The organism is Georgenia sp. H159, from assembly GCF_035607575.1.
Lineage (GTDB): Bacteria > Actinomycetota > Actinomycetes > Actinomycetales > Actinomycetaceae > Oceanitalea.
Map to the genome: position 1 here is coordinate 1 of NZ_JAYDZY010000001.1, position 25996 is coordinate 25996.

25 protein-coding genes and 1 tRNA gene are annotated in these 25996 nt (G+C 73.8%); 18 read left to right on the top strand and 8 right to left on the bottom strand.

Annotation, left to right across the window (positions count from 1 at the left end):
* The first annotated feature begins 321 nt into the window (after positions 1–321).
* From pdhA to VR894_RS00015, 3 genes are read left to right on the top strand one after another with little or no spacing between them, the layout of a single operon-like run.
* A complete protein-coding gene (pdhA, locus tag VR894_RS00005) occupies positions 322–1473 on the top strand; it encodes a pyruvate dehydrogenase (acetyl-transferring) E1 component subunit alpha (protein WP_324649246.1) in 1152 nt (383 codons plus the stop codon).
* Positions 1470–2486 (top strand): alpha-ketoacid dehydrogenase subunit beta, encoded by a 1017-nt coding sequence (locus VR894_RS00010; RefSeq protein WP_324649247.1) that lies wholly within the window; start codon positions 1470–1472, stop codon positions 2484–2486. The genes pdhA and VR894_RS00010 overlap by 4 nt, the downstream gene beginning before the upstream one ends.
* Before the next feature lie 21 nt (positions 2487–2507).
* Positions 2508–4037, top strand: a complete 1530-nt coding sequence (locus VR894_RS00015; protein ID WP_324649248.1) for a dihydrolipoamide acetyltransferase family protein — start codon at positions 2508–2510, stop codon at positions 4035–4037.
* Between the two features lie 114 nt (positions 4038–4151).
* On the opposite strand, the gene VR894_RS00020 is transcribed toward VR894_RS00015, so the two are convergent.
* From VR894_RS00020 to VR894_RS00035, 4 genes are read right to left on the bottom strand one after another with little or no spacing between them, the layout of a single operon-like run.
* Positions 4152–6245, bottom strand: a complete 2094-nt coding sequence (locus tag VR894_RS00020) for a S9 family peptidase (RefSeq protein ID WP_324649249.1) — start codon at positions 6243–6245, stop codon at positions 4152–4154.
* Between the two features lie 12 nt (positions 6246–6257).
* Entirely contained in the window at positions 6258–7280 is a 1023-nt protein-coding gene (locus VR894_RS00025; RefSeq protein ID WP_324649250.1) for an L-idonate 5-dehydrogenase, read from the bottom strand.
* A gap of 28 nt (positions 7281–7308) precedes the next feature.
* Positions 7309–8082 (bottom strand): SDR family oxidoreductase, encoded by a 774-nt coding sequence (locus VR894_RS00030; RefSeq protein ID WP_324649251.1) that lies wholly within the window; start codon positions 8080–8082, stop codon positions 7309–7311.
* Positions 8082–9458 carry a GntP family permease gene (locus VR894_RS00035; protein WP_324650024.1) on the bottom strand — a complete coding sequence of 459 codons (1377 nt, stop codon included), beginning with the start codon at positions 9456–9458 and terminating at the stop codon, positions 8082–8084. Before VR894_RS00035 ends, VR894_RS00030 begins: the two co-directional genes overlap by 1 nt.
* 201 nt (positions 9459–9659) lie before the next feature.
* Between VR894_RS00035 and VR894_RS00040 the strand changes: the two genes are divergently transcribed.
* Positions 9660–10490 carry a hypothetical protein gene (locus VR894_RS00040; RefSeq protein WP_324649252.1) on the top strand — a complete coding sequence of 277 codons (831 nt, stop codon included), beginning with the start codon at positions 9660–9662 and terminating at the stop codon, positions 10488–10490.
* Positions 10491–10534: 44 nt separating this feature from the next.
* A complete protein-coding gene (locus tag VR894_RS00045) occupies positions 10535–11218 on the top strand; it encodes an HAD family hydrolase (protein ID WP_324649253.1) in 684 nt (227 codons plus the stop codon).
* 57 nt (positions 11219–11275) lie between these two features.
* On the opposite strand, the gene VR894_RS00050 is transcribed toward VR894_RS00045, so the two are convergent.
* Positions 11276–11473 carry a hypothetical protein gene (locus VR894_RS00050; protein ID WP_324649254.1) on the bottom strand — a complete coding sequence of 66 codons (198 nt, stop codon included), beginning with the start codon at positions 11471–11473 and terminating at the stop codon, positions 11276–11278.
* Between the two features lie 297 nt (positions 11474–11770).
* Between VR894_RS00050 and VR894_RS00055 the strand changes: the two genes are divergently transcribed.
* Entirely contained in the window at positions 11771–12466 is a 696-nt protein-coding gene (locus VR894_RS00055; RefSeq protein ID WP_324649255.1) for a DUF2993 domain-containing protein, read from the top strand.
* 91 nt (positions 12467–12557) lie between these two features.
* Here VR894_RS00055 and VR894_RS00060 read toward each other — a convergent pair whose 3' ends face one another.
* Positions 12558–14585: a bifunctional copper resistance protein CopD/cytochrome c oxidase assembly protein gene (locus tag VR894_RS00060; protein WP_324649256.1), complete on the bottom strand. Its 2028-nt coding sequence runs from the start codon at positions 14583–14585 to the stop codon at positions 12558–12560.
* A 142-nt stretch (positions 14586–14727) separates the two neighbouring features.
* Here VR894_RS00060 and VR894_RS00065 point away from each other — a divergent pair, with 142 nt between their 5' ends.
* From VR894_RS00065 to VR894_RS00105, 9 genes are all read left to right on the top strand, one after another.
* Positions 14728–15750, top strand: coding sequence for a MoxR family ATPase (locus tag VR894_RS00065; RefSeq protein ID WP_324649257.1), 1023 nt, complete (start codon positions 14728–14730; stop codon positions 15748–15750).
* A 7-nt stretch (positions 15751–15757) separates the two neighbouring features.
* The gene (locus VR894_RS00070; RefSeq protein WP_324649258.1) at positions 15758–16645 is read left to right on the top strand and encodes a DUF58 domain-containing protein; all 888 of its coding nucleotides are present in this window, start codon (positions 15758–15760) and stop codon (positions 16643–16645) included.
* Positions 16632–17087, top strand: coding sequence for a hypothetical protein (locus VR894_RS00075; protein ID WP_324649259.1), 456 nt, complete (start codon positions 16632–16634; stop codon positions 17085–17087). Before VR894_RS00070 ends, VR894_RS00075 begins: the two co-directional genes overlap by 14 nt.
* Before the next feature lie 5 nt (positions 17088–17092).
* Positions 17093–18103 (top strand): VWA domain-containing protein, encoded by a 1011-nt coding sequence (locus tag VR894_RS00080; RefSeq protein ID WP_324649260.1) that lies wholly within the window; start codon positions 17093–17095, stop codon positions 18101–18103.
* On the top strand, positions 18100–19155 hold the full coding sequence (locus VR894_RS00085) for a vWA domain-containing protein (RefSeq protein ID WP_324649261.1): 1056 nt from the start codon (positions 18100–18102) through the stop codon (positions 19153–19155). Before VR894_RS00080 ends, VR894_RS00085 begins: the two co-directional genes overlap by 4 nt.
* On the top strand, positions 19152–20021 hold the full coding sequence (locus VR894_RS00090; RefSeq protein WP_324649262.1) for a PT domain-containing protein: 870 nt from the start codon (positions 19152–19154) through the stop codon (positions 20019–20021). The genes VR894_RS00085 and VR894_RS00090 overlap by 4 nt, the downstream gene beginning before the upstream one ends.
* Before the next feature lie 48 nt (positions 20022–20069).
* The gene (locus VR894_RS00095; protein ID WP_324649263.1) at positions 20070–21551 is read left to right on the top strand and encodes an NAD(P)/FAD-dependent oxidoreductase; all 1482 of its coding nucleotides are present in this window, start codon (positions 20070–20072) and stop codon (positions 21549–21551) included.
* 110 nt (positions 21552–21661) lie between these two features.
* Positions 21662–22441 carry a type I 3-dehydroquinate dehydratase gene (gene aroD / locus VR894_RS00100; protein ID WP_324649264.1) on the top strand — a complete coding sequence of 260 codons (780 nt, stop codon included), beginning with the start codon at positions 21662–21664 and terminating at the stop codon, positions 22439–22441.
* Positions 22438–23298 (top strand): hypothetical protein, encoded by an 861-nt coding sequence (locus VR894_RS00105; RefSeq protein ID WP_324649265.1) that lies wholly within the window; start codon positions 22438–22440, stop codon positions 23296–23298. The genes aroD and VR894_RS00105 overlap by 4 nt, the downstream gene beginning before the upstream one ends.
* Positions 23299–23304: 6 nt before the next feature.
* Here VR894_RS00105 and VR894_RS00110 read toward each other — a convergent pair whose 3' ends face one another.
* The gene (locus VR894_RS00110) at positions 23305–23730 is read right to left on the bottom strand and encodes a (deoxy)nucleoside triphosphate pyrophosphohydrolase (RefSeq protein ID WP_324649266.1); all 426 of its coding nucleotides are present in this window, start codon (positions 23728–23730) and stop codon (positions 23305–23307) included.
* Positions 23731–23792: 62 nt separating this feature from the next.
* Between VR894_RS00110 and VR894_RS00115 the strand changes: the two genes are divergently transcribed.
* Both VR894_RS00115 and VR894_RS00120 read left to right on the top strand, forming a co-directional pair.
* Positions 23793–24521, top strand: a complete 729-nt coding sequence (locus tag VR894_RS00115; protein WP_324649267.1) for a M50 family metallopeptidase — start codon at positions 23793–23795, stop codon at positions 24519–24521.
* A 54-nt stretch (positions 24522–24575) separates the two neighbouring features.
* Entirely contained in the window at positions 24576–25085 is a 510-nt protein-coding gene (locus VR894_RS00120; RefSeq protein WP_324649268.1) for a MarR family winged helix-turn-helix transcriptional regulator, read from the top strand.
* An 8-nt stretch (positions 25086–25093) separates the two neighbouring features.
* On the opposite strand, the gene VR894_RS00125 is transcribed toward VR894_RS00120, so the two are convergent.
* Positions 25094–25684 (bottom strand): hypothetical protein, encoded by a 591-nt coding sequence (locus tag VR894_RS00125; RefSeq protein ID WP_324649269.1) that lies wholly within the window; start codon positions 25682–25684, stop codon positions 25094–25096.
* Positions 25685–25872: 188 nt separating this feature from the next.
* Between VR894_RS00125 and VR894_RS00130 the strand changes: the two genes are divergently transcribed.
* Positions 25873–25943 (top strand) — tRNA-Gly (locus tag VR894_RS00130).
* Positions 25944–25996 lie beyond the last annotated feature (53 nt).

The window sequence follows — 25996 nt, forward strand, 5'->3', positions numbered from 1 at the left end:
AGCCAGAGGCGCCCGCCCCAACCACCGGGGACGGGCGCCTCACCCTGCCTCTTGACAGAGAGCCACTACATATCAGATGGGTGGTGGGCCAGGGCGACGACGCGCGGGTCGGCCGGCAGGGCCCGGACTGGCAATTCCGAGGGGTGGGCCTCGCCCGCCCTTTTCCACGCGCCAGGCGGGACGCCCGGCCCCGACAAGCGACGGGCGCAGCTTCTGTGGGTCCTCTACAACCACAAGTTACGCTTCCGTAGCCTACGCTTGCGTAGGTTCGGGGCCGACCCCCGGCGTGAGGAGGCAGGACCGATGGAGGTGGTCACCACCATGGACACACTGACACCGCGACCTGGGACGAGTAGCTCGGCAGATCCCGATGAGCTCGTCCGGCTCCTCGACCCCGCGGGTCGCCGCCTCGACCACAGCCGTTACGACCGGTGGGCCGCCCGCCTGGGCCCCGCCGAGCTGCGCGAGCTCTACCGCGACATGGTCCTGGCCCGGCGCTTCGACACCGAGGCGACCGCACTGCAGCGGCACGGAGAGCTCGGGCTGTGGCCACCCAGTCTCGGGCAGGAGGCGGCGCAGGTGGGTTCCGGGCGCGCGATGCGCCCGCAGGACTTCGTCTTCCCCTCCTACCGTGAGCACGCGGTGGCCCACACGCGGGGGATGGACATGCGCGAGCTCCTCCGGGTGTTCCGCGGCATCGAGCACGGCGGCTGGGACCCCCTGGCCCACAACTTCCACCTCTACACCTTCGTCATCGGCTCCCACACGCTGCACGCCACCGGCTACGCCATGGGCATCCAGCGTGACGGCGACGTCGCGACCGGGGACGCCGACCGCGACCGCGCGGTCGTCGTCTACTTCGGCGACGGCGCCACCTCGCAGGGCGACGTCCACGAGGCGATGGTCTTCGCCGCCGTGAACAACGCGCCCGTCGTCTTCGTCTGCCAGAACAACCAGTGGGCGATCTCCGTGCCGTCCAGCGGCCAGACCACCGTCCCGCTCGCCCGCCGCGGCGCCGGCGTCGGCATCCCGTCGGTCCGCGTCGACGGCAACGACGTGCTCGCGAGCTACGCGGTGACCGCCGAGGCGCTCGAGCGCGCCCGCAGCGGCGGCGGGCCCACCCTCATCGAGGCCTTCACCTACCGGATGGGTGCCCACACGACGTCCGACGACCCCACGCGCTACCGCACGAGCGCGGAGGAGGACTACTGGCGCGACCGCGACCCGATCGACCGGCTGCGCGCCCACCTCGGTGACCAGGGCCTCGCGGACGACGCCTTCTTCGCCGAGGTCGAGGCCGCCGCCGAGGAGCTCGGCGCCGCCACGCGCGACTACTGCCGGGCGCTGACCCCGGCGGGCCCGGAGCAGATGTTCGACCACGTCTACGGCGCGCCCCACCCCCAGGTGGCCGGCGAGCGGGAGTGGTTCGCCGGCTACCGGGACTCCTTCGAGGACGCGGAGGCCGGCCGATGACCGCGACGACCACGGCGGCACCCACCCCTCTCGCCAAGGCGATCACCGCGGGCCTGCGCGCGGCGATGCGCCGCGACGAGAAGGTGCTCCTCATGGGCGAGGACATCGGCGCCCTCGGCGGCGTCTTCCGGGTGACCGACGGGCTGCAGGAGGAGTTCGGCCGCGATCGCGTCGTCGACACCCCCCTCGCCGAGTCCGGGATCATCGGGACGGCGATCGGCCTCGCCATGGCCGGCTACCGCCCCGTCTGCGAGATCCAGTTCGACGGGTTCATCTTCCCGGGCTTCGACCAGATCACCACCCAGCTGGCCAAGCTGCGCTACCGGTCGGCGGGACGGCTCCAGGTGCCGGTCGTCATCCGCGTGCCCTACGGCGGCGGGATCGGCGCGATCGAGCACCACTCCGAGTCGCCCGAGGCGCTCTTCGCCCACACCCCCGGGCTGCGCGTCGTCACGCCGGCCACCAGCGCCGACGCGTTCACCATGATCCAGCAGGCCATCGCCTCCCCGGACCCGGTGCTGTTCTTCGAGCCCAAGGCGCGGTACTGGGACCGCGCCGAGGTCGACGTCGACGCCCCGGTCGACCTCGGTGAGACCGGCGTGACCGAGGGCCTGCACGGCGCCCGGGTGGTCCGCACCGGCCGGGACGCCACGCTCGTCGGCTACGGGCCGACCGTCAAGACGCTCCTCGCCGCCGCCGAGGCCGCAGCCGCGGAGGGGCACGAGCTGGAGGTCATCGACCTGCGCTCGGTCTCGCCCCTGGACATCCCCTCCGTCGCCGAGTCCGTGCGGCGCACCGGGCGGCTCGTCGTCGCGCACGAGGCGCACACCTTCTTCGGTGCCGGTGCAGAGATCGCCGCCCGCGTCACCGAGGAGTGCTTCTACAGCCTCGAGGCCCCCGTGCTGCGCGTCGGCGGCTTCCACACGCCCTACCCGGCCTCCGCCCACGAGGACGAGTACCTGCCCGGCCTGGACCGGGTGCTCGACGCCGTCGACCGCGCCCTGGCGTACTAGCCGCGGCCCGAAGGAGAACCTGTGCCGAGCTACCAGCAGTTCAAGCTCCCGGACGTCGGTGAGGGCCTCACCGAGGCCGACATCGCCGAGTGGCACGTCGCCGTCGGCGACAGCGTCACGGTCAACCAGAACCTCGTGGAGATCGAGACCGCCAAGTCCCTCGTCGAGCTGCCCGCCCCGTGGGCGGGCGTCGTCACCCAGATCCTCGTCCGCGAGGGTGAGACGGTCCCGGTCGGCGCGCCCATCGTCGTCATCGACGTCGACCCGGACGGGCCCGCACACGACGACGGCGCCCCGGCCGCCGACTCGACGACGAGCGGTGACGTGCTCGTCGGCTACGGGACGAAGGAGGCATCGGGGGCCCGGCGGCGCCGGCGTACCTCACCGGCTTCCCCGGCACCGGCCGCGCAGGATCCCGACCCGCGACCGGCCGAGCCGGCCGCGGAGGCGTCGGGGAGCCGGTCACCCGCCCCGGCAGGTGCGCCGCTCGCCCCGCAGGAGCCCGCCCGCGTGAGCGGAGCGCGCGCAGCCGAGGCCGCTGCCGCGCGCGTCCCGGCACCACCGGCCGCCGTCGGAGCGCCGAGCCCGGGCTCGGTGACAGCGCAGCCGGGAGGCAACGGCACCGCGCGCACCAGCGCCCCCTCGCCCTCGGTGCTCGTCAAGCCCCCGGTGCGCAAGCTCGCCAAGGACCTCGGCGTCGACCTCTCCGCGGTCGCGGCGACCGGTCCCGGCGGGATCATCACCCGGGAGGACGTGCTCGCCCACACCCAGCGGTCCGGGGCCGAGGAGCTCGCCACCTACCCGGGGGACGACAACCCGTGGCTCTCCGACGGCGTCGTGTCCAGCGACGGCCGGCGGACGCGGGTGGCGGTGCGCTCGGTACGTCGCCGGACCGCCGAGGCGATGGTCAACTCGGCGTTCACCGCCCCGCACGTCACCGTCTTCCACACGGTGGACGTCACCCGCTCGATGAAGCTCGTCGAGCGGCTCAAGGGGGACCGTGCGTTCACCGACGTGCGCGTCACCCCGCTCCTGCTGGCCGCCAAGGCCCTCGTCCTGGCGGTGCGCCGCCACCCGCAGATCAACGCCTCGTGGGACGACGACGCGCAGGAGATCGTCTACAAGCACTACATCAACCTCGGCATCGCCGCGGCGACGCCCCGCGGCCTCGTGGTCCCCAACATCAAGGACGCGCACCGGCTCGACCTGCACGAGCTCGCCACCGCCATCGCGGACCTCACCGCGACGGCCCGGGAGGGCAGGACGACGCCGCAGGCGATGTCCGACGGCACCATCACGATCACCAACGTCGGGGTCTTCGGCATCGACACCGGCACGCCGATCCTCAACCCGGGCGAGTCCGCGATCCTCGCCTTCGGTGCCATCCGCAAGCAGCCGTGGGTGCACAAGGACAAGGTCAAGCCGCGGTGGGTCACCCAGCTGGCGCTGTCATTCGACCACCGCCTGGTGGACGGCGAGCTGGGCGCGCGCGTCCTCGCGGACGTCGCCCGCCTGCTCGAGAACCCCGACATGGGCCTCGTCTGGAGCTGAGCGGGAAGAAGCCCCGCGGACACGGTGCGAGCCGGCTCCCGCCGTCACCGTGTGGGGTTCAGGTCCGCTGGAGACCCGAACCCCACACGGTGTCAGCCGACCGGTCGGGGTCGGTCAGCCCAGCGTCGCCGGCAGCTCGCCCGGTCCCTCACCCAGGACGTGCTCCGCGAGGAACGCGAGGTTGACCTCGTACCAGACCTTGGCGTTCTGCGGGGTGAGGATCCAGTGGTTCTCGTCGGGGAAGTAGAGGAACCGGTGCGGGCTGCGTCCCTCGTCGTCGGCCGGGAGCCCGGACCTCGAGAGCAGCTCGTACCAGAGGCGCAGGCCCTCGCCGATCGGCACGCGGTAGTCCTTGTCCCCGTGGATGACGAGCATCGGCGTGCGGATGCTGCCCACGTGCAGGTGCGGGGAGTTGGCCAGGGCCATCTCCGGTGACATCTCCCGGCCCCAGTACCAGGCCGCGTCCGTCGTCGGGCCAAAGGAGTCCAGGGCCCACAGGCTCGCGTGGGTGACGACCGCCCGGAAGCGGTCGGTGTGCCCGGCGACCCAGTTGGCCATGTACCCGCCGAAGGAGCCGCCCATCGCGGCGGTGCGTGAGGCGTCGACGTCCTGGCGCTGCTCGACGGCGTCGGTGACGGCGATGAGGTCGGTGTAGGGGGCGCCTCCCCAGGCGCCCCAGCCGCGCTGGATGAAGTCCTGCCCGTAGCCGGTGGACAGGGCTGGGTCCGGCAGCAGCACCGCGTAGCCGCGGGCGACCATGATCCACGGGTTCCAGCGCCAGGACCACGCGTTCCACGAGCCGAGCGGCCCGCCATGGATCCACAGCAGCAATGGCGCGGGGGCGGCGGCACCGGCGCCCTCGGGCAGCGCGAGCCAGGCGCGGACCCGTGAGCCGTCCTCGGCCGTCGTCTCGACCTCGGTGAGCGTGCCCGGGAGCGCGGGGCGCTGCGCCGGGCCGCGCAGGACGGTGACCTCGGCATCGCCCTCGGACAGCGTGCCCAGGTCGATGCGCACGACCTCCGCGGGGTAGGCGTAGGAGGAGCGCAGGGCGTAGGCGGCGCTCCCGTCCGGTGCGACGACGATGTCGGTGAGCGCACCCTCGCCGGTCAGCCGGGTGACGGTGCCCCCCTCGAGCCCGACGTGGAACAGGCGGGAGCGGCCGTCGTCGTCCGCGACGACGAGCAGCCCCGAGCCGTCCGGCAGCCAGCGGACCTGAGCGGGCCAGCGGTCCCACTCGGCTGCCACGGCACGGGGCTCACCACCGGCGGTGTCGACCACCTCCAGCGACATGCGGGGGGCCCACTCTGCGGTGCTGCGCGTCTCGCGCACGTACGCGACCCGGCGGCCGTCCGGGCTGATCCGCGGTCCGGCGACCTCCGCCTCGGTGTCGTCGACGAGCACGGACTGGGAGCCGTCGGCCAGGTCGGTGCGACGCAGCTGGGTGCGCACCGAGCCGCGCGCCTCGGGGACGTTCCACGTGGAGACGACGAAGCTGCCGTCCGGGGCGAGGTCGACGTCCGCCTCGGTCAGCGCCCCGCCGGCACCCGGGGTGAGGTCGCGCAGCTCGTGGCTGCCACGCGGTGCCGTCGCGTCGTCGTCCGTCCCGACGGCGGTCCGGGCCGCGTCGAAGGACGACGCGGCGTCGTCGTCGGCGGGCTCGGCCGCGTAGATCCGCGGCAGGGCGGGGCCGAGGTCGTGGTCCCAGTACCGCACCGGGTAGCCGGTGTGGAGGATCGCGCTGACCTTCTGCTCGGTGCGGGCCTTGCGCAGCCGGTGGTCCTCGTCCGGGCTGGTCGCGGACGGCAGGCTGTTCGCCACGACGGTGACGACGGCGGCGCGGGCAGCGGCGCTGAGCCCGGAGACCCCACCCGGGTGGGCGGCCAGCAGCGTGGCCTCCCCGCCGGCCGCGGGCAGCGACCACACGGCGGGCTTGGCGTCGTCGTCGGTGCCCCGCTTGGCGACGAAGAGGAGGTCACCGTCGCCCGTGAAGGTCGGCTGCGACTCGCCCGTGGGCCCGTGCGTGAGGCGGCGGGCGGGCCGGTCACCGGCCGGGTCCACCTCCCACAGCGCGGACCGGTACCCGGTGCGATCCTCGTCGAGGGTGCTGACGGTGGTGACCAGCCGCCGCCCGTCGGGGGACAGGGCGAGGCCGCCGAGGCGGGGCAGGGCGACGTAGTCGTCGAGGTCGTGGAAGGGGGTGTGGCTCACCTGCCTGTCCTATCACGCGTCGTGGGTCCTCCCCAGCGCGACGAGCACCTTCCCCGAGGCCTGGGAGTCGCGGGCGAGGGCGAAGGCCTCCACCGCCCGCTCCGCAGGCAGCTCGTGGGTGATGACCCGCTCGATCCTCGGCTCCGCGTCGAGCAGCGACACGGCTGCGTCGATCTCGTCGCGGAAGCGGAAGGACCCGTGGACGGTCAGCTCCTTGGCGATGACCGGTGCGAGGTTGATGCCCCTCGGCTCGTCGGGGACCATCCCCAGCTGGACGTGGACGCCGGCCCGCCTGGCGGCGACGAAGGCGCTGGTGATCGAGGCGGGGACGCCGGAGCACTCGAGGACGACGTCGAAGGACTCCGCGGGCACCTCGTCCCGGGTCACGTCGATCGTGTGGTGCGCCCCCAGGGCGGCCGCCCGCTCGAGGGGCGCGGGCAGGACGTCCGTGGCCGTCACCGTGTCCGCGCCCCGGGCGAGAGCGGCCGCGACGGTGAGCAGCCCGATCGGACCGGCCCCCGTGACGAGCACCCGGCGGCCCTCGACGCCGCCCGCCACCGCGACGCCGTGCAGGCCCACCGCGAGCGGCTCGGCCAGCGCAGCACGCCGCAGCGGGAGCGAGGCGGGCAGCACCCGGACCATCGACCGGTCGACGAGGAGCAGCTCGCTCATCCCGCCCTGCGTGTGCGGCCAGGTCGACGCGCTGCCGAGATACGCGCCGCCGGGCCACAGGTGGGGGCGGTCCTCGACGCCGTGCTGCGCCTGGCCGAAGGTCGCCGGGTGGACCGCCACGGGCGTTCCCGGCGCCAGCTCGCCGTCGGGGTCGAGGTCGACGGTCCCGGAGACCTCGTGACCCGGGACGAGCGGCTCCCGCACGACGAAGGCACCGTTCGCGCCGTCGTAGTAGTAGTGCAGGTCCGACCCGCAGATGCCCGCGTAGGCGACCCGGAGACGCACCTGCCCGGCGGCCGGCACGGGGGTGGGGACCTCGGCGAGCTCGATGTCCTCCTTGCCGTTGATGACGACGGCCCTCATGGCTGCCCTCCCCGCGGGTGGCGTGCGGTCAGACGACCGCCGTCATCCCGCCGTCGACGAAGATGTTCTGGCCCGAGACGAAGCTCGACGCCGCGGAGCTGAGGAAGACCAGGGTGCCGATGAGCTCCTCGAACCTGCCCCAGCGGCCCGCGGGCGTCCGGGCTACGACCCACGCGTTGAACTCCTCGTCCTCGACGAGGGCGCGGTTGAGCTCGGTGGCGAAGTAGCCGGGGGAGATCGCGTTGACCTGAATGTTGAACCGGGCGAGGTCGGCGGCCATGCCCTTCGTGAGCATGACCAGGCCGCCCTTCGTCGCCGAGTAGGGGGCGATGGTCTGCCGCGCCAGCTGGGACTGCACCGAGCCGATGTTGACGACCTTGCCCGACCCTCGCTCGGCCATCCCGCGGGTGACCTGCTGGGAGACGTAGAAGGCGCTGCTGAGGTTGGCGGCCACGATGTCGTCCCAGTCCTGCGGGTCGAAGTCGTTGAAGGGGGCACGCCGCTGGATCCCCGCGTTGTTGACCAGGACGTCGGGCACCCCGTGCTCGGCGACGAGGGCGCCGATACCGCTCCGGACGGCGGCGGGGTCGGTGACGTCGAAGGTGACGGCGACGACCTCTGTGCCGCCACCCGCCGCGGCCACCTGCTCCCGTGCCCGAGCCAGCGCCCCGGTGTCACGGCCGTGCAGCACCACGCGCGCCCCGTGCTCGGCCAGCCCGGTCGCCAGCGCGAGCCCGAGGCCGCGCGAGGAACCGGTGACGAGCGCGAGGCGCCCGGTGAGGTCGAACAGCGACGCGGTCATCAGAAGATCGCGAAGACGGCGAAGGCGAAGACGAAGCCGACGACCGACTGCAGGGTCTGCTGGACGGTCCAGGTCTTGAGGGTGGTCTTGACGTCCATCCCCATGAGCCGGCCGACCAGCCAGAAGCCGGAGTCGTTGACGTGGCTGGCGAAGACCGAGCCGGCCGCCGTCGCAAGTGTGATTGCGACGATCTGCAGCTCACTGAAGTCCCCGGCCGCGACGGCGGGGGCCATCAGACCGGCCGCGGTGACAAGCGCAACGGTCGCCGAACCCTGGGCGACGCGCAGGATGACGGCGATGAGCCAGGCCGCGACGATCACCGGCACGCCGATGTCACCGAGCACGTCGGACAGGGCGTCGCCGATTCCCGAGAGCCGCAGGACGCCGCCGAACATGCCACCCGCCCCGGTGATGAGGATGACCGACGCGACCGGGCCGAGCGAGGAGTCGACGATCTTCTCCAGGGCGGTGCCGTTCTCGCCACGGCGGTGACCGAGGACGAACAGCGCGACGATGACCGAGATGAGTAGCGCGACGGGAGCGGTCCCGATCGCGGCAAGCACCTGGACCCAGGTCTGGGTGTCGTCCACGACCCCCGCGGAGCCGAGGAAGTCGAGCCCGGTGTTGAGGAAGATGAGGAGGAGCGGCAGGAGCAGGATGCCGACGACGGTGGCGACACTGGGTGGGTTGACCTGCGTGTCGTCGTCGACGCTGCCGAACAGGGCGGGGACGGGCAGGATGAACCGCTTTCCGACGAACGTGCCCCACAGGTAACCGGTGAGGTACCAGATGGGGAAGGCGAGGATGATCGCGACGAGCAGCACGAGGCCGATGTTGGCGTCGTAGAGCTCGGAGGCCGCGACAGGCCCCGGGTGCGGCGGCACGAAGACGTGCATGACCGAGAAGGCGGTGGCCGCGGGCAGGCCGTAGAGCAGCACGTTGTTCCCGAGCCGACGCGCGACGGCGAAGATGATCGGGAGCATGACGATGAGCCCGGCGTCGAAGAAGATCGGGAAGCCGAACGCCAGAGAGGCGAGGCCCAGGCCCAGCGGTGCTCGTTTCTCGCCGAAGATGTCGACCATCCTCTCGGACAGCACGCGTGCCCCACCGCTGTGCTCGATGAGCTTGCCGAGCATCGCGCCGAGCGCGATGAGGAGCGCGACCGAGCCGAGGGTCCCGCCGAACGCGGTGATGAGCGAGGGGACGAGCGCGGCGACGGGGATACCCGTGACGAACGCCGTCAGCAGCGAGACGAGGATGAGGGTGAGGAAGGCGTGCAGCTTGAAGACGATGACGAGGACGAGGATGAGCGCGATGGCGCCCGCCGCGATGAGAAGCAGCGGCCCTGCCCCCAGGGTCTGCGTCCACTGGTCCATGATCTCTTGGGCGTCCATGACAGTGCTCCCCCTGGTTGAGGGCTGCGGCAGCGACGCCGCAGCCGACGAAGTTCGCGTGCTCCCCGAGGGTAGTCACGACACCGGCACGACGCGCGGGGTTCTGCTGGCCGGTCCACCGGCCGTGCGACTCGCCCCGCGTGCGCTGCGGCGCAGTGGTGCGGCAGCGCTAGCGTGGAGCGCGTGGGTGCCGACGACGTGACACCGGAGCCGGAGGAGCTGCTCGCCGCGGCCGAGGGCTCCGTCGAGGTCGAGCTGGCGCGCGCCCTCTCGGCGGCGCAGCGACAGATCCACTGGCTGCGCGAGGAGCGGGACCGGTTGCGGGCCGAGCTGCTCGACGAGGGCGCCGAGCTGCCCGACGAGCCGGTCGGGGACGCGTCGCGCAGCCTGGACTCCGTCGTCGAGCGGGCCGTGCCCGAGGCGGCCCGTCGGTTGGCCCTGCGCGAGGCGGCGGGCACGGACACGTGGGAGCGCCTCACCGAGGACGTGCGGCAGATGTACCTCTCCCGCGCCCGGGCGGCCGTCGACGCCGTGGTGCCGCTGTTCGACGCGGCGATCGCCGCCATCCCCGGCCTCGGGGAGGTCCGTCGCGCCCAGCTGCGGCTGGGACTGCCACCGGAGGGTGACCTCGTCGGGCTGCTGGACCACGTGCGCGCCGAGAGCCGCGCCCGGGCCGTGCAGGAGGTGTCCGAGGAGCTGAGCGCCCGGATGAGCGACTACGAGCTCACCCGGCGGGCGGTGCAGGCCGTCGAGCTCGTGGTCGTCGAGGGCGAGCACATGGCCAACCAGCACTCCTCACCCGTCGCGGTCGAGGTGGCGGAGTGGTTCACCCGCCGCCTTCAGCAGGCGCTCGCCGAGCCGGACGTCACGCTCGGTGACGCGCTCCAGGCGGAGCGGGAGCAGGTGCTCCTCGCCGTCGCCGCCGAGCTCGGCCTCACCGGCATGGACGCGCTCGCCTGGTACTCGGAGATGAGCAACCGTCTCGACGCCGCGGACCCCGACCCGGCGCCGTAGCCGCACCGGATGCGCCCAGCCCCGGCGTGGGGTACGAACGGCGCATGCCTACCTCCACACCCGGTGCCGTCCTGCTCGACATCGACGGGACGCTCGCGGAGACCAACTACATCCACACCTTCACCTGGGCGCGCGCCTTCCGGGAGACGGGTCACCCGGTGGACGCGTGGCGCATCCACCGCCGGATCGGGATGGGTGGGGAGCTGCTCCTCGCCGAGCTGCTCGGTGACCGCCTGGAGGAGCTCGGCGCGGCCGTCAAGGAGCGCCACTCGCAGTACTACGCGCAGGCGGCCGAGGAGATCCACCGGTTCGACGGCGTGCCCGAGCTCGTCGACGCGATCAGGACGCGAGGTGCCCGCGTCGTGCTCGCGTCCTCGGCCTCGCCCGACGAGATGGCCATCCTCGAGCGTGTCCTCGGCATCTCGGACGTCGTCGACGCGATCACCTCCGCGCAGGACGTCGAGGACGCCAAGCCGGACCCCGACCTCGTCCAGACCGCCCTCGACACCGTCGACGCCACTCCCGAGCACGCCGTGTTCGTCGGGGACACCGTGTGGGACGTCAAGGCCGCAGCACGCGCGAACGTGCCGTGCGTCGGGGTGCTCACCGGTGGCATCAGCGCCGCCGAGCTCACCGAGGCAGGAGCGGTGGCCGTCTTCGAGTCGGTCGCCGAGCTGCTCAGCGACCTCGACGCCTCGCCCTTGCGCCGAGCCTGGTCCGGCGGCTGACCGGGTCCCTCAGCGCCGTGCCGGCAGCGGGACGCCCGCCGCGACGGCCGTGAGTCGCTACTTGCGGCCGCGGCGGCCGAGCAGGACGGCGACGACACCGACGACGACGACCGCGACGGCGCCCACGACGACCCAGAGGACGTCGACACCGGTGGCCGCGAGGCGGCCGTCCGTTGCCGTCGCGCCGGGTGCGACGAGGCACACGAGGACGAGCGTGCTGAACGGGACGAGCGCGAACCGCGCGCGGTGGGACATCGGGACCTCCGTCGTCGAGCCGTGGCCCGACGGTAGCAGTCAGCCGCCGGCGGCCCGGTAGCACCGGGGTCTCCTCCTCCGCCAGGACCTCGCCGCGGACATCGCCGATCTTCACGTCGCGGTCCAGGACCGCCCGGGCTGCGGTGGCACCGAGGGGGACGAGACAGGAGCCGCGTACCGGAGGGCCGCCAGGTCCCCGTCCGGAGGAACCCACTCCTGGGCGCCCGGTCGATCGGTGGCCGACCGCCCACCCTGGTGCGGCGGGGACCTGCGCGGGCTGGGCCGTACCGTGGTCGCATGCGCCGCGCTGCCACCGTGATCCTCGTCCTCATCGTCGTCCTCGTCGTCGGCGGGGTGGTGCTCGACCGGCTCATGGTCGCGCGCACGGAGGACGAGCTGCTCGCGACGGCGCGTGAGCACGTCGAGCTGGCCGACGACGCGGACGTCGTCATCGACGGCTTCCCCTTCCTCACCCAGGTGCTCGCCGGACGGCTCGCCGAGGTCCGGGGTGAGTCGACGGCACTCGTCACGGAGGGGATGGAGCTGCGTGACGTCCGGGTCACCGCCCGCGGTGTCCAACCGGAGGAGCCGTACCGCGCGGAGACGGTCGAGATCAACGCCGAGGTCCCGGTCGCCACCCTGCGCTCGGCGCTCGCTGACGCCGTCGACCTGCCCGGTGACCCCCTGAGTCTCGACGTCGCCGACGGCGTCATGCAGCTCGGCGTCGACGTCGCGGGGCTCGAGCTCACCGCCCTGGTCGACCCGGTGGTCGTGGGCGGCGCGGTCGCGCTGGAGCTCGGGGAGGTCATGGTCGCGGGAGCGAGCGTCCCGCGGCCCGTCGTCGACGCCCTCGCCGACCAGCTCGGTGACGTGCGGCTGGAGATCCCAGGCCTGCCCGACGGACTCGTGCCCACCCGGCTCGCGGTCGGCGCGGACGGGCTCGAGGTCCGGCTCGCGGGCACCGACGTCGAGCTCGGCGCCTGGATGGGGTGACGGCGCGCAACAACTCCGCTGTCGGCGCACGTCGGGTGGGTGACGTGGCGCAACAACTCCGCTGTCGGCGCAGGGGGCGGGGGGGGGTGCGCTAGCGGGCGCCGTCGTGGTCGGCGAGCTGGGCGAGGCGCGCGTTGTACGCGGCCAGCGCGGCGTCGTCGTCGCGGTCGGCCTGCCGGTCCTCGCGGCGCGCCGTGCGGTCCTCGTCCCGCGCCCACGCGATGGCCACGGCCACCGCGAGCGCGAGGGTCGGCAGCTCGCCGATGCCCCAGGTGACGGCGCCACCGACCTCCTGGTCGGCGAGTGCGTCGACCCACCACGGCAGCCCCAGCCGGCCGAAGTGGTCGGCCGCGAAGAGGGTGGTCGACTGGAGGATGGAGATCCCGAAGAACGCGTGGAAGGCCATCGTCGCGAAGAGCAGGACCAGACGCAGGGGGTAGGACGGGCGCGTGGGCCCCGGGTCGATGCCGATGAGGGCGTTGGCGAAGAGGTACCCGGCGAGGGTGAAGTGCACGACCATGAGGACGTGCCCGATGTGGACGTCCATGTTCAGCGAGAACGCGAACAGCGGTGAGTAGTAGAAGACGACCATCGAGCCGGCGAAGTTGATCGCCGCCACCCCCGGCCTGGCGAAGAACTGCGCCCACCGGGAGTGCACCAGGGCGAGCAGCCACTCGCGCGGCCCGCGCGACCCGTCGCTGCGGGCGGGCAGGGCCCGCATCGCCAGGGTGATCGGCGCCCCGACGACGAAGAACAGTGGGATGACCATGGCGAGCAGCATGTGCTGGACCATGTGCGCGCTGAACAGCACGAGGCCGTACACGGCCGGTCCGCCGGAGGTGACCCAGCCGAAGAGCACGGCGCCGGCCACCCACGACGCGGTCCGAGGCACCGACCAGTGGTCCCCCCGGCGACGCAGGCGCACCACCCAGGAGACGTAGACGGCGACCGCGGCGACCGCGGCGAGCGCGAACAGGATGTCGATCCGCCACTCGGTGAACCAGGTGGCGAACGTGGGCTCCGGGGGCGCCGGGTACCCGGTGACCTCCTGGACCGGCGTCGGCCGGGCCGGTGGCTCCTGAGGGACGGGGGGCGGGCTCGACGCCAGTGCCACCGAGACACCGATGACGGCGGCCATGAGGACCACCTCACCGAGCGCGACGCGCCAGAACAGCCCCGGACGCTCGCCGACCCGGGGGACGGTGCGGCGGCGGTGCAGCCAACCGACGACGGCCAGGGCGGCGAACGCTGCGGCCTTGACGAGCACCAGCTGGCCGTAGGGCGTGGCGAGCCCGGCGAGCGAGCCGACGCGCACCCAGCCGTTGGCCAGGCCCGAGACGCCGACCAGGGCGAAGGCCCAGCCCGCCAGCGTCGAGTAGCGCACGACGGCCGGCACGCGGTCGACACCGAGGCGGCTGCCCACGAGGCACAGCACCCCGAGCCCTCCCACCCACAGGGACATCGAGCCGATGTGGAGCCACAGCGACGAGACGGCCAGCCCGTGGTCGGCGGCGCCGGCCGCGTGGCCGGTGAGCGCGATGGGCACGAGGGAGGCCAGCGCGAGGAGGCAGGCGAGCGCGGCGCCGGTCGGGGTCGCGACCGCGACGCAGACGGTCGCGAGCAGGGCGGTGAGGAGAGCGGCGACGAGGTACGCGCGTCCGAGCGGGATGTCGGTGATGAAGTAGGCCAGCTCGCTGCCGAAGGCCGGCTCGTCGAGCCGACGGCCGGAGGTGCGCGAGTAGCTGAGCACGATGCGAAGGACGCCGGCCAGCGTCCAGACGACCGAGGCGACGGCGGCCGTGCGTGCCGCCAGGCGCCAGGCGGTTCCGTCGACGGCTACCCGGGCGCGCCGCTCGCGGCGGGTCGGCGCCGTGCGGCCCGCGGCCGGCAGCACGACCGCGCACAGCGCGAGCGCCCCGATGGTCACGGCGGCGGCGCCGTCGGCGAGCACCGTCACCACCGGGACGCCCCAGCGCACGAGGGCGCCGGGGTCGAGCACGCCGGTGGGCGCGACGGCACCGGAGAGGACCAGCCCGAGGACGAGCGCTGCTCCCGCGGCTGCCACCGCCAGCGGCACCCCGAGAGCGGGCCGGAGCAGGCGGGAGGGGGAGGTGGTCACCCCACCAGGGTAGATCCGCCGGGAGTCCTGCCGCTGTGTGGCCGGGCACCCGTTGAGGGTGGTCCCAGGCGCGGGTGGCATACTCGCGCGGGTACACGGCGCGACGCGGGTCGGGCTCCGCCGACCTGAGGACAGGGGAACGATGACCATTCCGAGCGGCGCGGGCCTGGCGCCCAGCACGGCGACGATCGAGCACGGCGACCTCCAGCGGTCCGCGGACCTCCTCGGCCGGGTCAACGAGATCTTCGGCCAGCGGGTCGTCGGGCAGGAGGCGCTGCGGACGGCGCTGGTCTCCACCCTGCTGGCCGGTGGGCACATCCTGCTGGAGTCGGTGCCGGGACTGGCCAAGACGACGGCGGCGCAGACCCTGGCGTCGTCGGTGTCGGGCTCCTTCCACCGCATCCAGTGCACGCCCGACCTCATGCCGAACGACATCGTCGGCACGCAGATCTTCAACTACGCGACGGGCCAGTTCTCCACGCAGCTCGGTCCCGTGCACGCCAACCTCGTGCTGCTCGACGAGATCAACCGGTCCAGCGCCAAGACGCAGTCCGCGATGCTCGAGGCGATGCAGGAGAAGCAGACCTCCATCGGTGGCGAGGTCTACCCGCTGCCCAGGCCGTTCATGGTGCTCGCCACGCAGAACCCCATCGAGGAGGAGGGCACCTACGTGTTGCCCGAGGCCCAGATGGACCGGTTCCTCGTCAAGGAGGTGCTCACCTACCCCACGCCCACCGAGGAGATCTCGGTCCTCGACGGGATCAGCAGCGGCGCGTTCGACGCGCCGCTGCGCAGCCGGCCGATCACGCTGGACGACGTCGTGTTCCTCCAGCACCTCTCGGGCCAGGTGTACGTCGACGCCTCGATCAAGCAGTACATCGTCGCGATCGTCAACACCACCCGCGGCGGCGGTCCCCGACCGCTGCCCAAGTTCTCCCAGCACGTGCGCGTCGGTGCGAGCCCCCGCGGCGCCATCGCGCTCATGCGGGTCGCGCAGGCCCACGCACTGCAGCAGGGGCGCACCTACGTCGTTCCCGACGACGTCAAGGCGCTGAGCCACAGCGTGCTGCGGCACCGGCTCGTGCGGACCTACGACGCCCTGGCGAACAACGTCGCCCCCGAGGCCCTGGTCGACGCCGTCTTCGCTGCCGTCCCCGCGCCGTAGGTCACGGATGTCGAGCGCCTCACGGCTGGCCAAAGTCCGGGCACGGCTGGACCTTCCCACGGTCCGGCGTGCCTCGGGCCTGCTCGACGGGCACCACCGCTCGATCTTCACCGGCCACGGTCAGGACTTCGACGACATGGTCGAGTACCACCCCGGCGACGACGTCGGGGACATCGACTGGAAGGCCTCCGCCCGCACCGGTCACCCGGTCATCCGCCGGTTCGTCCACGAGTCGAACCTCGCCATGGTGCTCGCCGTCGACACGGGACGCTCGATGGCCGCGACGGCCCCGAGCGGGGAGCGGAAGTCGGAGATCGCGCTCTTCGCCGCCGACGTCGTCGCCTACCTCGCCCGCGCGCGCGGTGACCTCGTCGGGCTCGTCGCCGGTGACTCCCGGCGCATCACCCAGGTCCCTGCCCGCGGGGGCGCGGGCCACATGGAGATGCTGCTGCGGATCCTCGAGCGTGACCTCACCCGGGAGGCGCCGTCGTCGGACCTGTCCCGGGTGCTCGACCGGATCCTCACCTCGGCCAGCCGGCGCACCCTCGTCGTGCTCATCACCGACGAGGCCCGGCCCGCGCTCACCGACGAGGACGCCCTGCGTCGCCTGCGCACCCGCCACGACATCATGGTCATCTCGGTCGCCGACGCGGTCCCGACGACGCCGGGCCTGGGCCCCGTCGCGGACGTCGAGGGCGGGCTCGTGCTCCCGCCGTTCCTCCAGCGCGACCGCCGGCTCCACGCGGCGGCCACCACCGCCGTCGCGAACCGCAAGAAGCGGGTGCGTGACATGCTGCGGCGCCGTGGCGTCGAGCACGTCGTCGCGACGAGCTCCGACGACGTCGTGGACGCGCTCATCGACCTGTTCCGGAGGCAACGACGTGTCCGGCGTTGAGTCCCTCCTGCCGCCCGAGGCCTACTCCACGTGGGTGCCGGTCGTCGGCGGCCTGCTGCTGCTCGCCGTCGCCGGGTGGTACGCCTTCGTGCTGCTCTCCACCCGTCACCCGGCCCGGCCGCGGGAGCCGGGACCGCTGTCCCGTGACGGGCGGGCGCGGTTCGAGGAGGAGGTCGACGAGGCGATCTCCTCCTACCGGCGCGGGGAGGAGGACCTCCGCGGGCTGCACCTTGAGCTGGCCCGGGTCATGCGTTCCTTCGCCTCCGAGCGGATCGGCCGTGACGTGAGCTCGTGGACGGCCGGCGAGATCGCCGACTTCGACCCGACCACCCGGCTCGGTGACCTGCTGCGCCTGTGGGAGGAGCCGTCCTTCGCGCGGCGCAGCGACGCCGAGGCCGAGACGGCCGCCCAGCGTGCCCGGGAGGTGATCCGCCAGTGGTGATGCTCATGTCCTGGCTCATCCCCGTGGTGCTGGGTCTCGTGCTCGTCGCGGCCGTCGTCGGCTGGTTCCTGCCGCGCTCGCCGCGCGAGACGCGGGAGGTGCGCTGGGTCGCCAACACCTCCTACCTCACCCGGCTGCCCACCTACCGCAGGCGGATGCGGCTCTTCCAGGTGGCACTCGGGGGGCTGGGCGTCTTCGGCCTCGTCGCGGCGCTCGGCACCTCCCTGCTGCTCGCCCGCCCGGCCGACCGGGACGTGCGCGCCGAGGTGCTCGCCACCCGGGACATCGTGCTGTGCCTCGACGTGTCGGGCTCGATGATCGAGTTCGACACCGAGATCGTGCAGACCTTCTCACGGCTCGTGGAGAGCTTCGACGGCGAGCGGATCGCCCTGTCGGTGTGGAACTCCACCTCCCGCACGGTCTTCCCGCTGACCGACGACTACGCGCTCGTCACCGAGGAGCTGGAGTCGGCCGCCCGGGCGCTCGACTTCGACCTCGACGCCCTGTTCCACTCGCCCGAGGCGCTCGACCGGCTCGAGGAGTTCGTCGCCGGCACCATGTCGCTGGACCCGAACTCGTCCTCGCTGGTGGGCGACGGGCTGGCGACCTGTGCCTACGCCTTCGACGACTCCGACACCGAGCGGTCCCGGTCGATCATCCTCGCGACGGACAACCAGGTGCTCGGGGAGCCGATCTACAGCCTCCAGGAGGCCGCCGACCTCGTCGCCGAGCGGGACATCCGCCTCTACGGCTTGTTCGCCGCCTCGGAGGAGTCCTACTCGCCGGCCAACGAGGAGGCCTACCGGCAGGTCGTCACGGGCCACGGCGGGCTCTTCTACAACGCGGACGACCCCGCGGCCGTCGACGCGATCATCGAGGACATCGCCTCCCAGCAGGCCGTCGAGCTCGACGCCGACCCCGAGGTCGTCATCACCGACCGGCCCGAGACCGTGCTGTGGATCGCCGTGGCAGGGGTCGCCGGCATCATCCTCGTGGGCTGGAGGCTGCGCTCATGATCCTGCGTCTCGCCTGGCCGCTGTGGGTCACCGCCGTCGTCCTGCTCCCGCTGCTCGTCATCTGCGTCCTCGCGGCGGTCCGGGCCCGGCGCACCGAGGACGGGTCCTTCGCGGCCTGGCTGCGGCGTGGCGGGATGGTCCTCGCGCTCGCGGTCGTCGCCCTCGCGCCCGCCGTCCCGAGCACGACGACGACGGTCGCGACCAACGTCGAGATGTTCTTCGTCGTCGACCGCACCGGGTCGATGGCCGCGGAGGACTACGACGGCGACCGGCCCCGGCTCGAGGGGGTGCGCCACGACGTCACGGCGCTCGTCGAGGCGATGCCCGGCGCGCGCTACTCCGTCATCACGTTCGACTCCCAGGCGGCGCGTCAGCTCCCCCTGACCACCGACGCGCGAGCGGTCCGGACCTGGGCGGACACCCTGGTCCAGGAGATCACCCACTACTCCGCGGGCTCGGCCATCGACCGGCCGCTGCCGGCGCTGACGGCCGCCCTCGAGGGTGCCGCTGAGCGCAACCCCGAGAACGTGCGCATCGTCTACCTCCTGTCCGACGGCGAGAACACCCGCGGTGACGGAACCGGTGAGACGGAGCCGCAGTCCTTCGCCGAGCTCGCACCCCTCGTCGACGGCGGGGCGGTGCTCGGGTACGGGACGCCGCAGGGCGGCCAGATGCGGGTCTACGACGGGACGGAGGAGACCGGGGCAGGGACCGACGCCCCGTGGATCCTCGACGAGACGCAGCCGGGCTCGCCGCCGGCGGTCTCCCGGCTCGACGAGACGCAGCTGCGTCGCGTCGCCGAGCAGCTCGGCGTCGACTACACGCACCGCACCGAGCCCTCGCCCGTCGACGGTCTGGTCGCAGGCATCGACGCCGAGACGATCGCCGCTGACGGACGCCGCGACGTGTCGGTCTACGAGGACGTGTACTGGCCGGCGGCCGCCCTCCTCGCGGCCCTGCTCGCCTGGGAGGCCTGGTACCAGGCACGGCGGTTCCCGCGCCCGTACGCCACCCGGACACGGACGGCCCGTCCCGAGGGGAGTGGGGGATGACGACCGACGAGACCGCACGCGCCGACCGACCCGAGCTGCCCGAGCACCGGCGCCGCCGCCGGCGGCTGCTGGCGTGGTCCGCGCCGGTGGTGCTGGCCTTCCTGGCCGCCGGGTCGCTCCTCCTCGGGACGTGGCTCGGCAACCTCCTGGGTACCCGCGAGTACGACGCCCTGCGCTTCCCCGACGCCGCGCGGCAGTATGAGGCGCAGCAGCGGTGGACCGGGTTCGCCGAGCAGTGGAAGGCGTGGTTCAACAGCGGGACCGCGCTCTACCGGGCCGAGGAGCACTTCCTGGCCGTCGAGGACCTGCGCGTCGCGCTCGACCGGGTCCCCGAGGCCGGCCCGCTGCCCGACGGGCCGGAGGGCAGCAAGGCGCCGGGGTCGCCCGAGTGCCGCGTGCGCACGAACCTCTCGCTCGCACTCGAGGCGATGGGCGACGTCGCCGCCACCGACGACGAGGACCCGGGTGTCGCCGAGGTCTACTACTCCGAGGCGCAGGAGGTCATCGCCCCGTGCACGACCTCCCAGGCGAACGAGGAGAGCTCGGAGCGGCAGCAGGACAAGGAGGAGGAGGCGCGCCGCGAGCAGCAGCAGCCGGACGACGCCCCGACCGACGAGCCGACGGACCAGCCCACCGACGAGCCGACGGACGAGCCCGGGGACGACCCGACGGACGGACCGACCGAGGGGCCGACCGACGAGCCGACCGACGAGCCCACCGACGAGCCCACCGACGAGCCGACCGACGAGCCCTCGGGCGACCCGCAGCGGGAGGAGCTCGAGGAGCGCAACCGGGAGGCGGAGCGCGAGCGCCAGGAGCAGCAGGAGCGCGGCGGCGGTGGGTTCGGCGGCGGTCAGAACTGGTGACGTCCACCCTGGGCTGCGGGTGACGGGCGCAGGCCACACAATGAGGTGATGCCGACAGCCAGGGAGACGACCGACGTCGTCGTCGTGGGCTCCGGGCCCAACGGCCTCGCCGCCGCGGTGACGATGGCACGCGCCGGCCTGGGTGTGGTCGTCCTCGAGGCGGAGACGACGATCGGGGGCGGCGCCCGGACGCTCGACCTCGGGCTGGCCGACGGCCTGCGGCACGACGTCTGCTCCGCGGTCCACCCCCTCGCAACCGCCAGCCCGTTCCTCGCCGAGTTCGACCTCACCGCCCGCGGTGTCAAGCTCGTCACCCCGGAGCTGTCCTACGCCCACCCGCTCGACGGCGCCCGCGGCGGCCTCGCCTGGCTCGACCTCGACCGCACCGTCGAGGGGCTCGGACCCGACGGCGCGGTGTGGCGCCGCGTCTTCGAGCCCCTGATGCGGGACGTCGACGCCGTCGTCGGGCTCTCGCTCGCGGACATGCGCCGAGTCCCCCCGCAGCTGCGCTCACCGAGCGGGCTCCGCGGCGCCGTCACCTTCGGGTCCCGCGTCCTGATCCAGGGCACGCCGCTGTGGAACCTGCCCTTCCGCGGTGAGGTCGCGCCCGCGATGCTCACCGGCGTCGCCGGTCACGCCATCTCCCCCCTTCCGGCGCTCGCGCCCGCCGGGGTGGCCCTCATGCTCGGGACGCTCGCGCACGTCGTCGGCTGGCGGATCCCCGTGGGCGGCTCACAGGCGATCACCGACGCCCTCGTCGCCGACCTCCGTGCCCACGGCGGGGAGATCCGCACCGGTGTCCGGGTGCGATCCTGGCGCGAGCTGCCGCGGGCGCGCAGCTACCTGCTCGACACCTCGCCGCGCGCGGCCGCCGAGATCTGGGGCGACCGGATGCCGGCACGGCTGGCACGGCGGCTGCGCGACGCGCCTCGGGGTGGTGGCGCGGCGAAGGTCGACTTCGTCCTCGACGGCCCGGTCCCGTGGGCCGTCCCGGAGATCGGCAAGGCGTTCACCGTCCACGTCGGGGGCACGCGCGAGCAGCTGGCGGCGGCGGAGGCGGACGTCGCGCACGGCAGGATGCCCGAGCGGCCGAGCGTCCTGCTCTCCGACCCGTCCGTCGCCGACCCCGGCCGGGAGCACGGCGGCCTGCGGCCGCTGTGGACCTACGCCCACGTGCCCGTGGGCTCGGACGTCGACATGACCGAGGCCGTCACCCGGCAGATCGAGCGCTTCGCACCCGGCTTCCGCGACCGTGTCGTGCACGCGCGGGGCATCCCCGCGTCGCGGATGATCGAGCACAACGCGGCTCTCGAGGGCGGGGACATCGCCGGCGGTGCGGTGACGATGAGGCGCGTCCTCGTCGGGCCCACCGGGCGCTGGGACCCGTACGGCCTCGGCATCCCCGGCGTGTACCTGTGCTCGTCCTCGGCACCGCCGGCACCCGGGGTCCACGGCATGAACGGCTGGCACGCCGCGCGGCGTGCGCTTCGCCGGCGCTTCGGGCTGCCGGTCCCCTCGCTCACGCCCTGAGCGACGGTGCGTCACGCCGCACCCGGTCCGTCCGACGGCCCGGGAAGCGGGCGGTGCGGGCGGGCGCCCCCTCCGGTGGGTAGGGTGCGGCGGGACCAGGAGGTGAGCAGATGAGTGGCGTTGTGCTGCTGCGCGACGTGCCCGTCGGTGAGGGACGCGTGAAGGTCGCGGCCCCGCTGTGCTCGACCGACCCCGCCGGCTTGCTGGAGGAGGCCGACCACCTCGTCGCCGCCGGCGTCGACATCGCCGAGTGGCGGGCGGACCACCTGCTCGGCGTCCACCCGGACGCGCCGGTCGGCGCCCTCCCGGCCGCGCTGCACGCTCGGCTGGGTGGCACGCCGCTGCTGCTCACCGTGCGCAGCGCCGGGGAGGGCGGCCGGGTCGACCTCACCGACGACCAGTACGCGACGGCGGTCACGACCCTCCTCCAGGACGGTGCTGGGGACGCCGTCGACGTCGAGCTCGCCCGCGGCAGCGTGCTGCCCGACCTCCTCGCCGGTGCGCGGGAGCGGGGCGTGCGGGTCCTCGTCTCGAGCCACGACGTCGTGGGGACACCTCCCGCTGCCGAGATCGTCGACCGCCTCGCCGCGATGGCGGCGACCGGCGCCGACATCGTCAAGGTCGCCGTCACGGCCCGCGGCCCGCGTGACGTGCTCGCGCTCCTCGAGGCGACGCTGACCGCGCACGACGACCTCGCCGTCCCGGTGGTCACCATGGCGATGGGACCGGCCGGTCTCGTCAGCCGACTGTGCGGCGAGGTGTTCGGCTCGGCCGTCACCTTCGGTGCCGTCGACCGGCCCTCCGCACCGGGGCAGATCGACGTCGGCAGGCTGCGTGACGTCGTCGGGCTGGTCCACGGGCACATCGCTCCCGTGGAGGGTGCGGGGTGAGCGAGGAGTTCACCGCCTACCAGGCGACGAACCCGGCCACCGCCCCCGACGTCCTCGCCCGGCTGGCCGCCGCGCGTCCCGAGCTGCGTCCGCTCGTGGCCGCGAACCCCGCCGCCCCTCGGCCGGTCGTCGAGTGGCTCGCGACGCTGGGGGACCACGGCGTGGACGCCGCGCTCGCCCGCCGCCGGCCGGCGCCGCCGACTGCCGGGCAGCAGCCGGTCGGCTACCCGCCGCCGGTCGGGTCCCCGGTCGCCCCTGCGGCGTCACCGACGGGCCCCCCGCCGGGCTCGTCCGTGCCACCTGGTCCCGGACCTCGCCCCGACGTCGGGCCGGGCCCGTACGCCGAGCCCGGCCCCCGCTCGTTCACGGCGCCCGGCTCGTACGCGGCGCCCGGCCGTCCCACGCCGGACCCGTACGCGGCGCGCGGCTCCACGCCGGACCCGTATGCCGCCCGGCCGTACGGCTGGGACGCCAACCCCTACGCGGCACCGGGCGCGTACCCGGGGGCGGGTGGCCCGGCGCCGGTGGTGGGGGACCCGCGGGACGCCTACGGCTACCGGCTCCCGGAGCCGGGCCGCCGGACGGGGCTCGTCGTCGCCATCGTCGTCGGTGCGGTGCTGCTCGTCGGCGCCCTCGTCTTCGCGGCGTCGACAATCGTCGGCTCCCTGTCGGTCGGCGGGTCCTACGGTGACGACCCCCGTCTCGACGGCCTGTGGGACGCGTGCGCGGACGGTGACGGTCAGGCCTGCGACACCCTGTACATGGAGTCACCGGCCGGGTCGGAGTACGAGGAGTTCGGCGACACCTGCGGGGGGCGCTACGAGCCTCAGCAGGTCTGGTGCGCCGAGGTCATGTAGTTACGGCTAGGGCCGCAGCCCGAGCGAGGCGATGACCGGCAGGTCCGCGGGCAGCCACGGCAGCCGACCGGCGTCGCCGGCACCGACCCAGCGCAGCTCGTCGTGGTCGAGCAGCGGACGGGGCGTCCCGCTGACGACGACGGCCAGCCACACCCGTAGCCGCAGCGCCGCCGTGATCGGCCAGTGTCCGTCGAGCGGGCCCTCGACCTCCCGGCCGAGGGCGAGCCCCACACCGAGCTCCTCGTGCAGCTCGCGGTGCAGCGCGGCGACGGGACCCTCGCCCGGCTCCACCTTGCCGCCGGGCAGCTCCCACCGGCCCGCGAGCTGGTCGGGGGCGGACCGCCGAGCGGCGAGCAGCCGACGGGGCGCCGTGACGTCGTCGACGACGGCGGCCGCGACGACGAGGCCCCCGCTCACCCGTCCGGCATCCACGGGAGGAACGCTACCCGGCGTCGCTCACTGCGCGGGTCGGGTCGGCAGGGCACGATGACGGGGTGCTGGAGACGGACGGACCGTGGGATGCGATCGTGGACCGGGTACGCCCGGGCGCGCCGCTCCCGGAGCTGGGTGTGCCCGACCTCGCGCTGTGGGCGGCGCTCGGTGCCGGGGTCCTCGTCGTGGCGGTGCCCGCGCTGTGGCGACTCCTGCGCGTGGCTGTGACGGTCGTGCACGAGCTGGGGCACGCCGTCGTCGGCGTGCTCGTCGGCCGCTCGTTCACCGGCCTGGTGCTCCGGGCGGACATGTCCGGCCACGCGGTGACGGTCGGCCGGTCCCGTGGGGCGGGGCGGGTGGCGACCACCTGGGCCGGCTACCCCGCTCCGGCGCTGGTCGGCGCCGGGCTCGTGCTCGCCGCGGCGGCGGGCTGGGCGGCTCCCGTGCTGCTCGTGGTCACCGTGCTGCTCCTCGGCGGACTGCTCCGCGCGCGCTCGGTCTACACGGTGGCGGTCCTCGTCGTCACGGTCGGTGGTGCGGGATGGCTGTGGTGGGCCGGCGCCGCGCGCGTCCAGGGCCTGGTGCTGCTCGCCGTCGGGCTGGTGCTCCTGCTCGGTGCGTGGCGGCACCTCGGGGCGGCGCTCCGGTCGCGGGACCCCGGGTCGGACCCGGCCGTCCTCGCCCGCATCACCCGGGTGCCGCGTGTCGTGTGGGTGGCGACGTTCGTCCTCGTCCTCGCGGGGGCGAGCGGGCTGGCGGTGGAGCGGATCCTGCTGCTGCTCGGCCGTTGACACCGGGGCGACGGGGCCTCATACTTGAACCGTCAACTATGAAAGGTGAGTCCGATGACCGAGCAGGGCCCCCGGTGGCTGACCCCGGTGGAGCGCGAGACGTGGCTGAGCATCTCCGAGCTCGTCACCACTCTCCCCGGTGCGCTCGACACCCGCCTCCAGCAGCACGCGGGCATCACCTTCTACGAGTACATGGTGATGGCCATGCTCTCCGAACAGCAAGACCGCACCCTCCAGCTCAGCGAGCTGGCCGAGCTCACGTCCGGCTCGCTGTCCCGGCTGTCCCACGTGCTCACGCGGCTGGAGCGGCACGGGTGGGTGGTGCGTGAGCGGTCCCCGCGCAACCCCCGTGCCCGGATCGCCACGCTCACCGCCGCCGGCCTGACGAAGGTTCAGGAGACGGCGCCGGCGCACGTCGAGGACGTCCGCGAGCTCATCTTCGACGTCATCGCCGACGACGACGTCCCCGCCCTTGCCCGGATCCTGCGGCCCGCGCTCGAGCGCATCAGGCCGCCCGGCCAGCGCCCACGGGCGGGACGCGGCGTGGGAGCCGACAGCAGCTGAGCGCCGGTTCAGCAGGCGGCGGCGGTCCCGCCGATCTGCCGCCGGTCGTCCAGGCGCCGGCCGAGCCGCAGGGCGTCGGCGGCGGCCCGCACCTGCTCGATCGCCACGTCGTCGAGCGACTGCGCGACCGTGTCGAGGAGCCGGATGCGGATGGCCTCCGACTGGCCGAGCACGGCCTCGCCCCGGGGGGTGAGGTGCACGAGGGTCGGCTTGGCGTGGGCGTTGGTCTCCGCGGGATGGTGGTGCTGGTCGAGCAGGCCCTTGCGCACGAGGCCCTCGACGGTGGCCGCCGCGGCGGCATCCGCCTGCCCGGTGAGCCGGGCGATGGTCCGGTAGTGGTCGGCCCCCTCGGAGACCGCGGTGAGCGACTGCAGCTCACCCAGGCGCAGGCCCGTGAGCTCCTCCACGCCACCGACGATGAGGCGCCGTGTCTGCTCCAGCTGCCCGGGATCGCCGTCGAGCTCCAGGATGGTCGCCATGCCTGATCCTGGTGTCGTGCTGCGAAGCGCCCGGCGGACCCGTTCGACCGTGCCGTGCTCGTCGTCGACGTCCAGGGCCACGGGAGGCATGAGTGGGGGATCGTCCTGCTGAGTGCTCACAAGTGGGTAACGGTACGGGACCGCGGTGTGTTCCACCCTCGGAGAAATCGTGCCGCGCCACGGGGGTCGGCGTCCCCGTGGCGCCCCCGCCGGACACGCCGAGGCGTGTGCCACGCCGCGCCGCGGGCCCGTGGTTTCCACACCCGGGCGGGCGGTGGCTATAGTGGGGCCCGGCAGTTCGCTGCCACGCGGGTGTAGTTCAATGGTAGAACTTCAGCTTCCCAAGCTGACGGCGCGGGTTCGATTCCCGTCACCCGCTCAGACGGCCGGTCCCGACGGGGTCCGGCCGTTCGCCACGTCGTGAGGCACAAT

Coding starts and splice junctions, on each gene's coding strand:
- pdhA (WP_324649246.1), top strand. CDS start 322: ATGGACACACTGACACCGCGACCTGGGACGAGTAGCTCGGCAGATCCC.
- VR894_RS00010 (WP_324649247.1), top strand. CDS start 1,470: ATGACCGCGACGACCACGGCGGCACCCACCCCTCTCGCCAAGGCGATC.
- VR894_RS00025 (WP_324649250.1), bottom strand. CDS start 7,280: ATGAGGGCCGTCGTCATCAACGGCAAGGAGGACATCGAGCTCGCCGAG.
- VR894_RS00030 (WP_324649251.1), bottom strand. CDS start 8,082: ATGACCGCGTCGCTGTTCGACCTCACCGGGCGCCTCGCGCTCGTCACC.
- VR894_RS00035 (WP_324650024.1), bottom strand. CDS start 9,458: ATGGACCAGTGGACGCAGACCCTGGGGGCAGGGCCGCTGCTTCTCATC.
- VR894_RS00045 (WP_324649253.1), top strand. CDS start 10,535: ATGCCTACCTCCACACCCGGTGCCGTCCTGCTCGACATCGACGGGACG.
- VR894_RS00050 (WP_324649254.1), bottom strand. CDS start 11,473: ATGTCCCACCGCGCGCGGTTCGCGCTCGTCCCGTTCAGCACGCTCGTC.
- VR894_RS00055 (WP_324649255.1), top strand. CDS start 11,771: ATGCGCCGCGCTGCCACCGTGATCCTCGTCCTCATCGTCGTCCTCGTC.
- VR894_RS00065 (WP_324649257.1), top strand. CDS start 14,728: ATGACCATTCCGAGCGGCGCGGGCCTGGCGCCCAGCACGGCGACGATC.
- VR894_RS00070 (WP_324649258.1), top strand. CDS start 15,758: ATGTCGAGCGCCTCACGGCTGGCCAAAGTCCGGGCACGGCTGGACCTT.
- VR894_RS00080 (WP_324649260.1), top strand. CDS start 17,093: ATGTCCTGGCTCATCCCCGTGGTGCTGGGTCTCGTGCTCGTCGCGGCC.
- VR894_RS00085 (WP_324649261.1), top strand. CDS start 18,100: ATGATCCTGCGTCTCGCCTGGCCGCTGTGGGTCACCGCCGTCGTCCTG.
- VR894_RS00090 (WP_324649262.1), top strand. CDS start 19,152: ATGACGACCGACGAGACCGCACGCGCCGACCGACCCGAGCTGCCCGAG.
- VR894_RS00095 (WP_324649263.1), top strand. CDS start 20,070: ATGCCGACAGCCAGGGAGACGACCGACGTCGTCGTCGTGGGCTCCGGG.
- aroD (WP_324649264.1), top strand. CDS start 21,662: ATGAGTGGCGTTGTGCTGCTGCGCGACGTGCCCGTCGGTGAGGGACGC.
- VR894_RS00120 (WP_324649268.1), top strand. CDS start 24,576: ATGACCGAGCAGGGCCCCCGGTGGCTGACCCCGGTGGAGCGCGAGACG.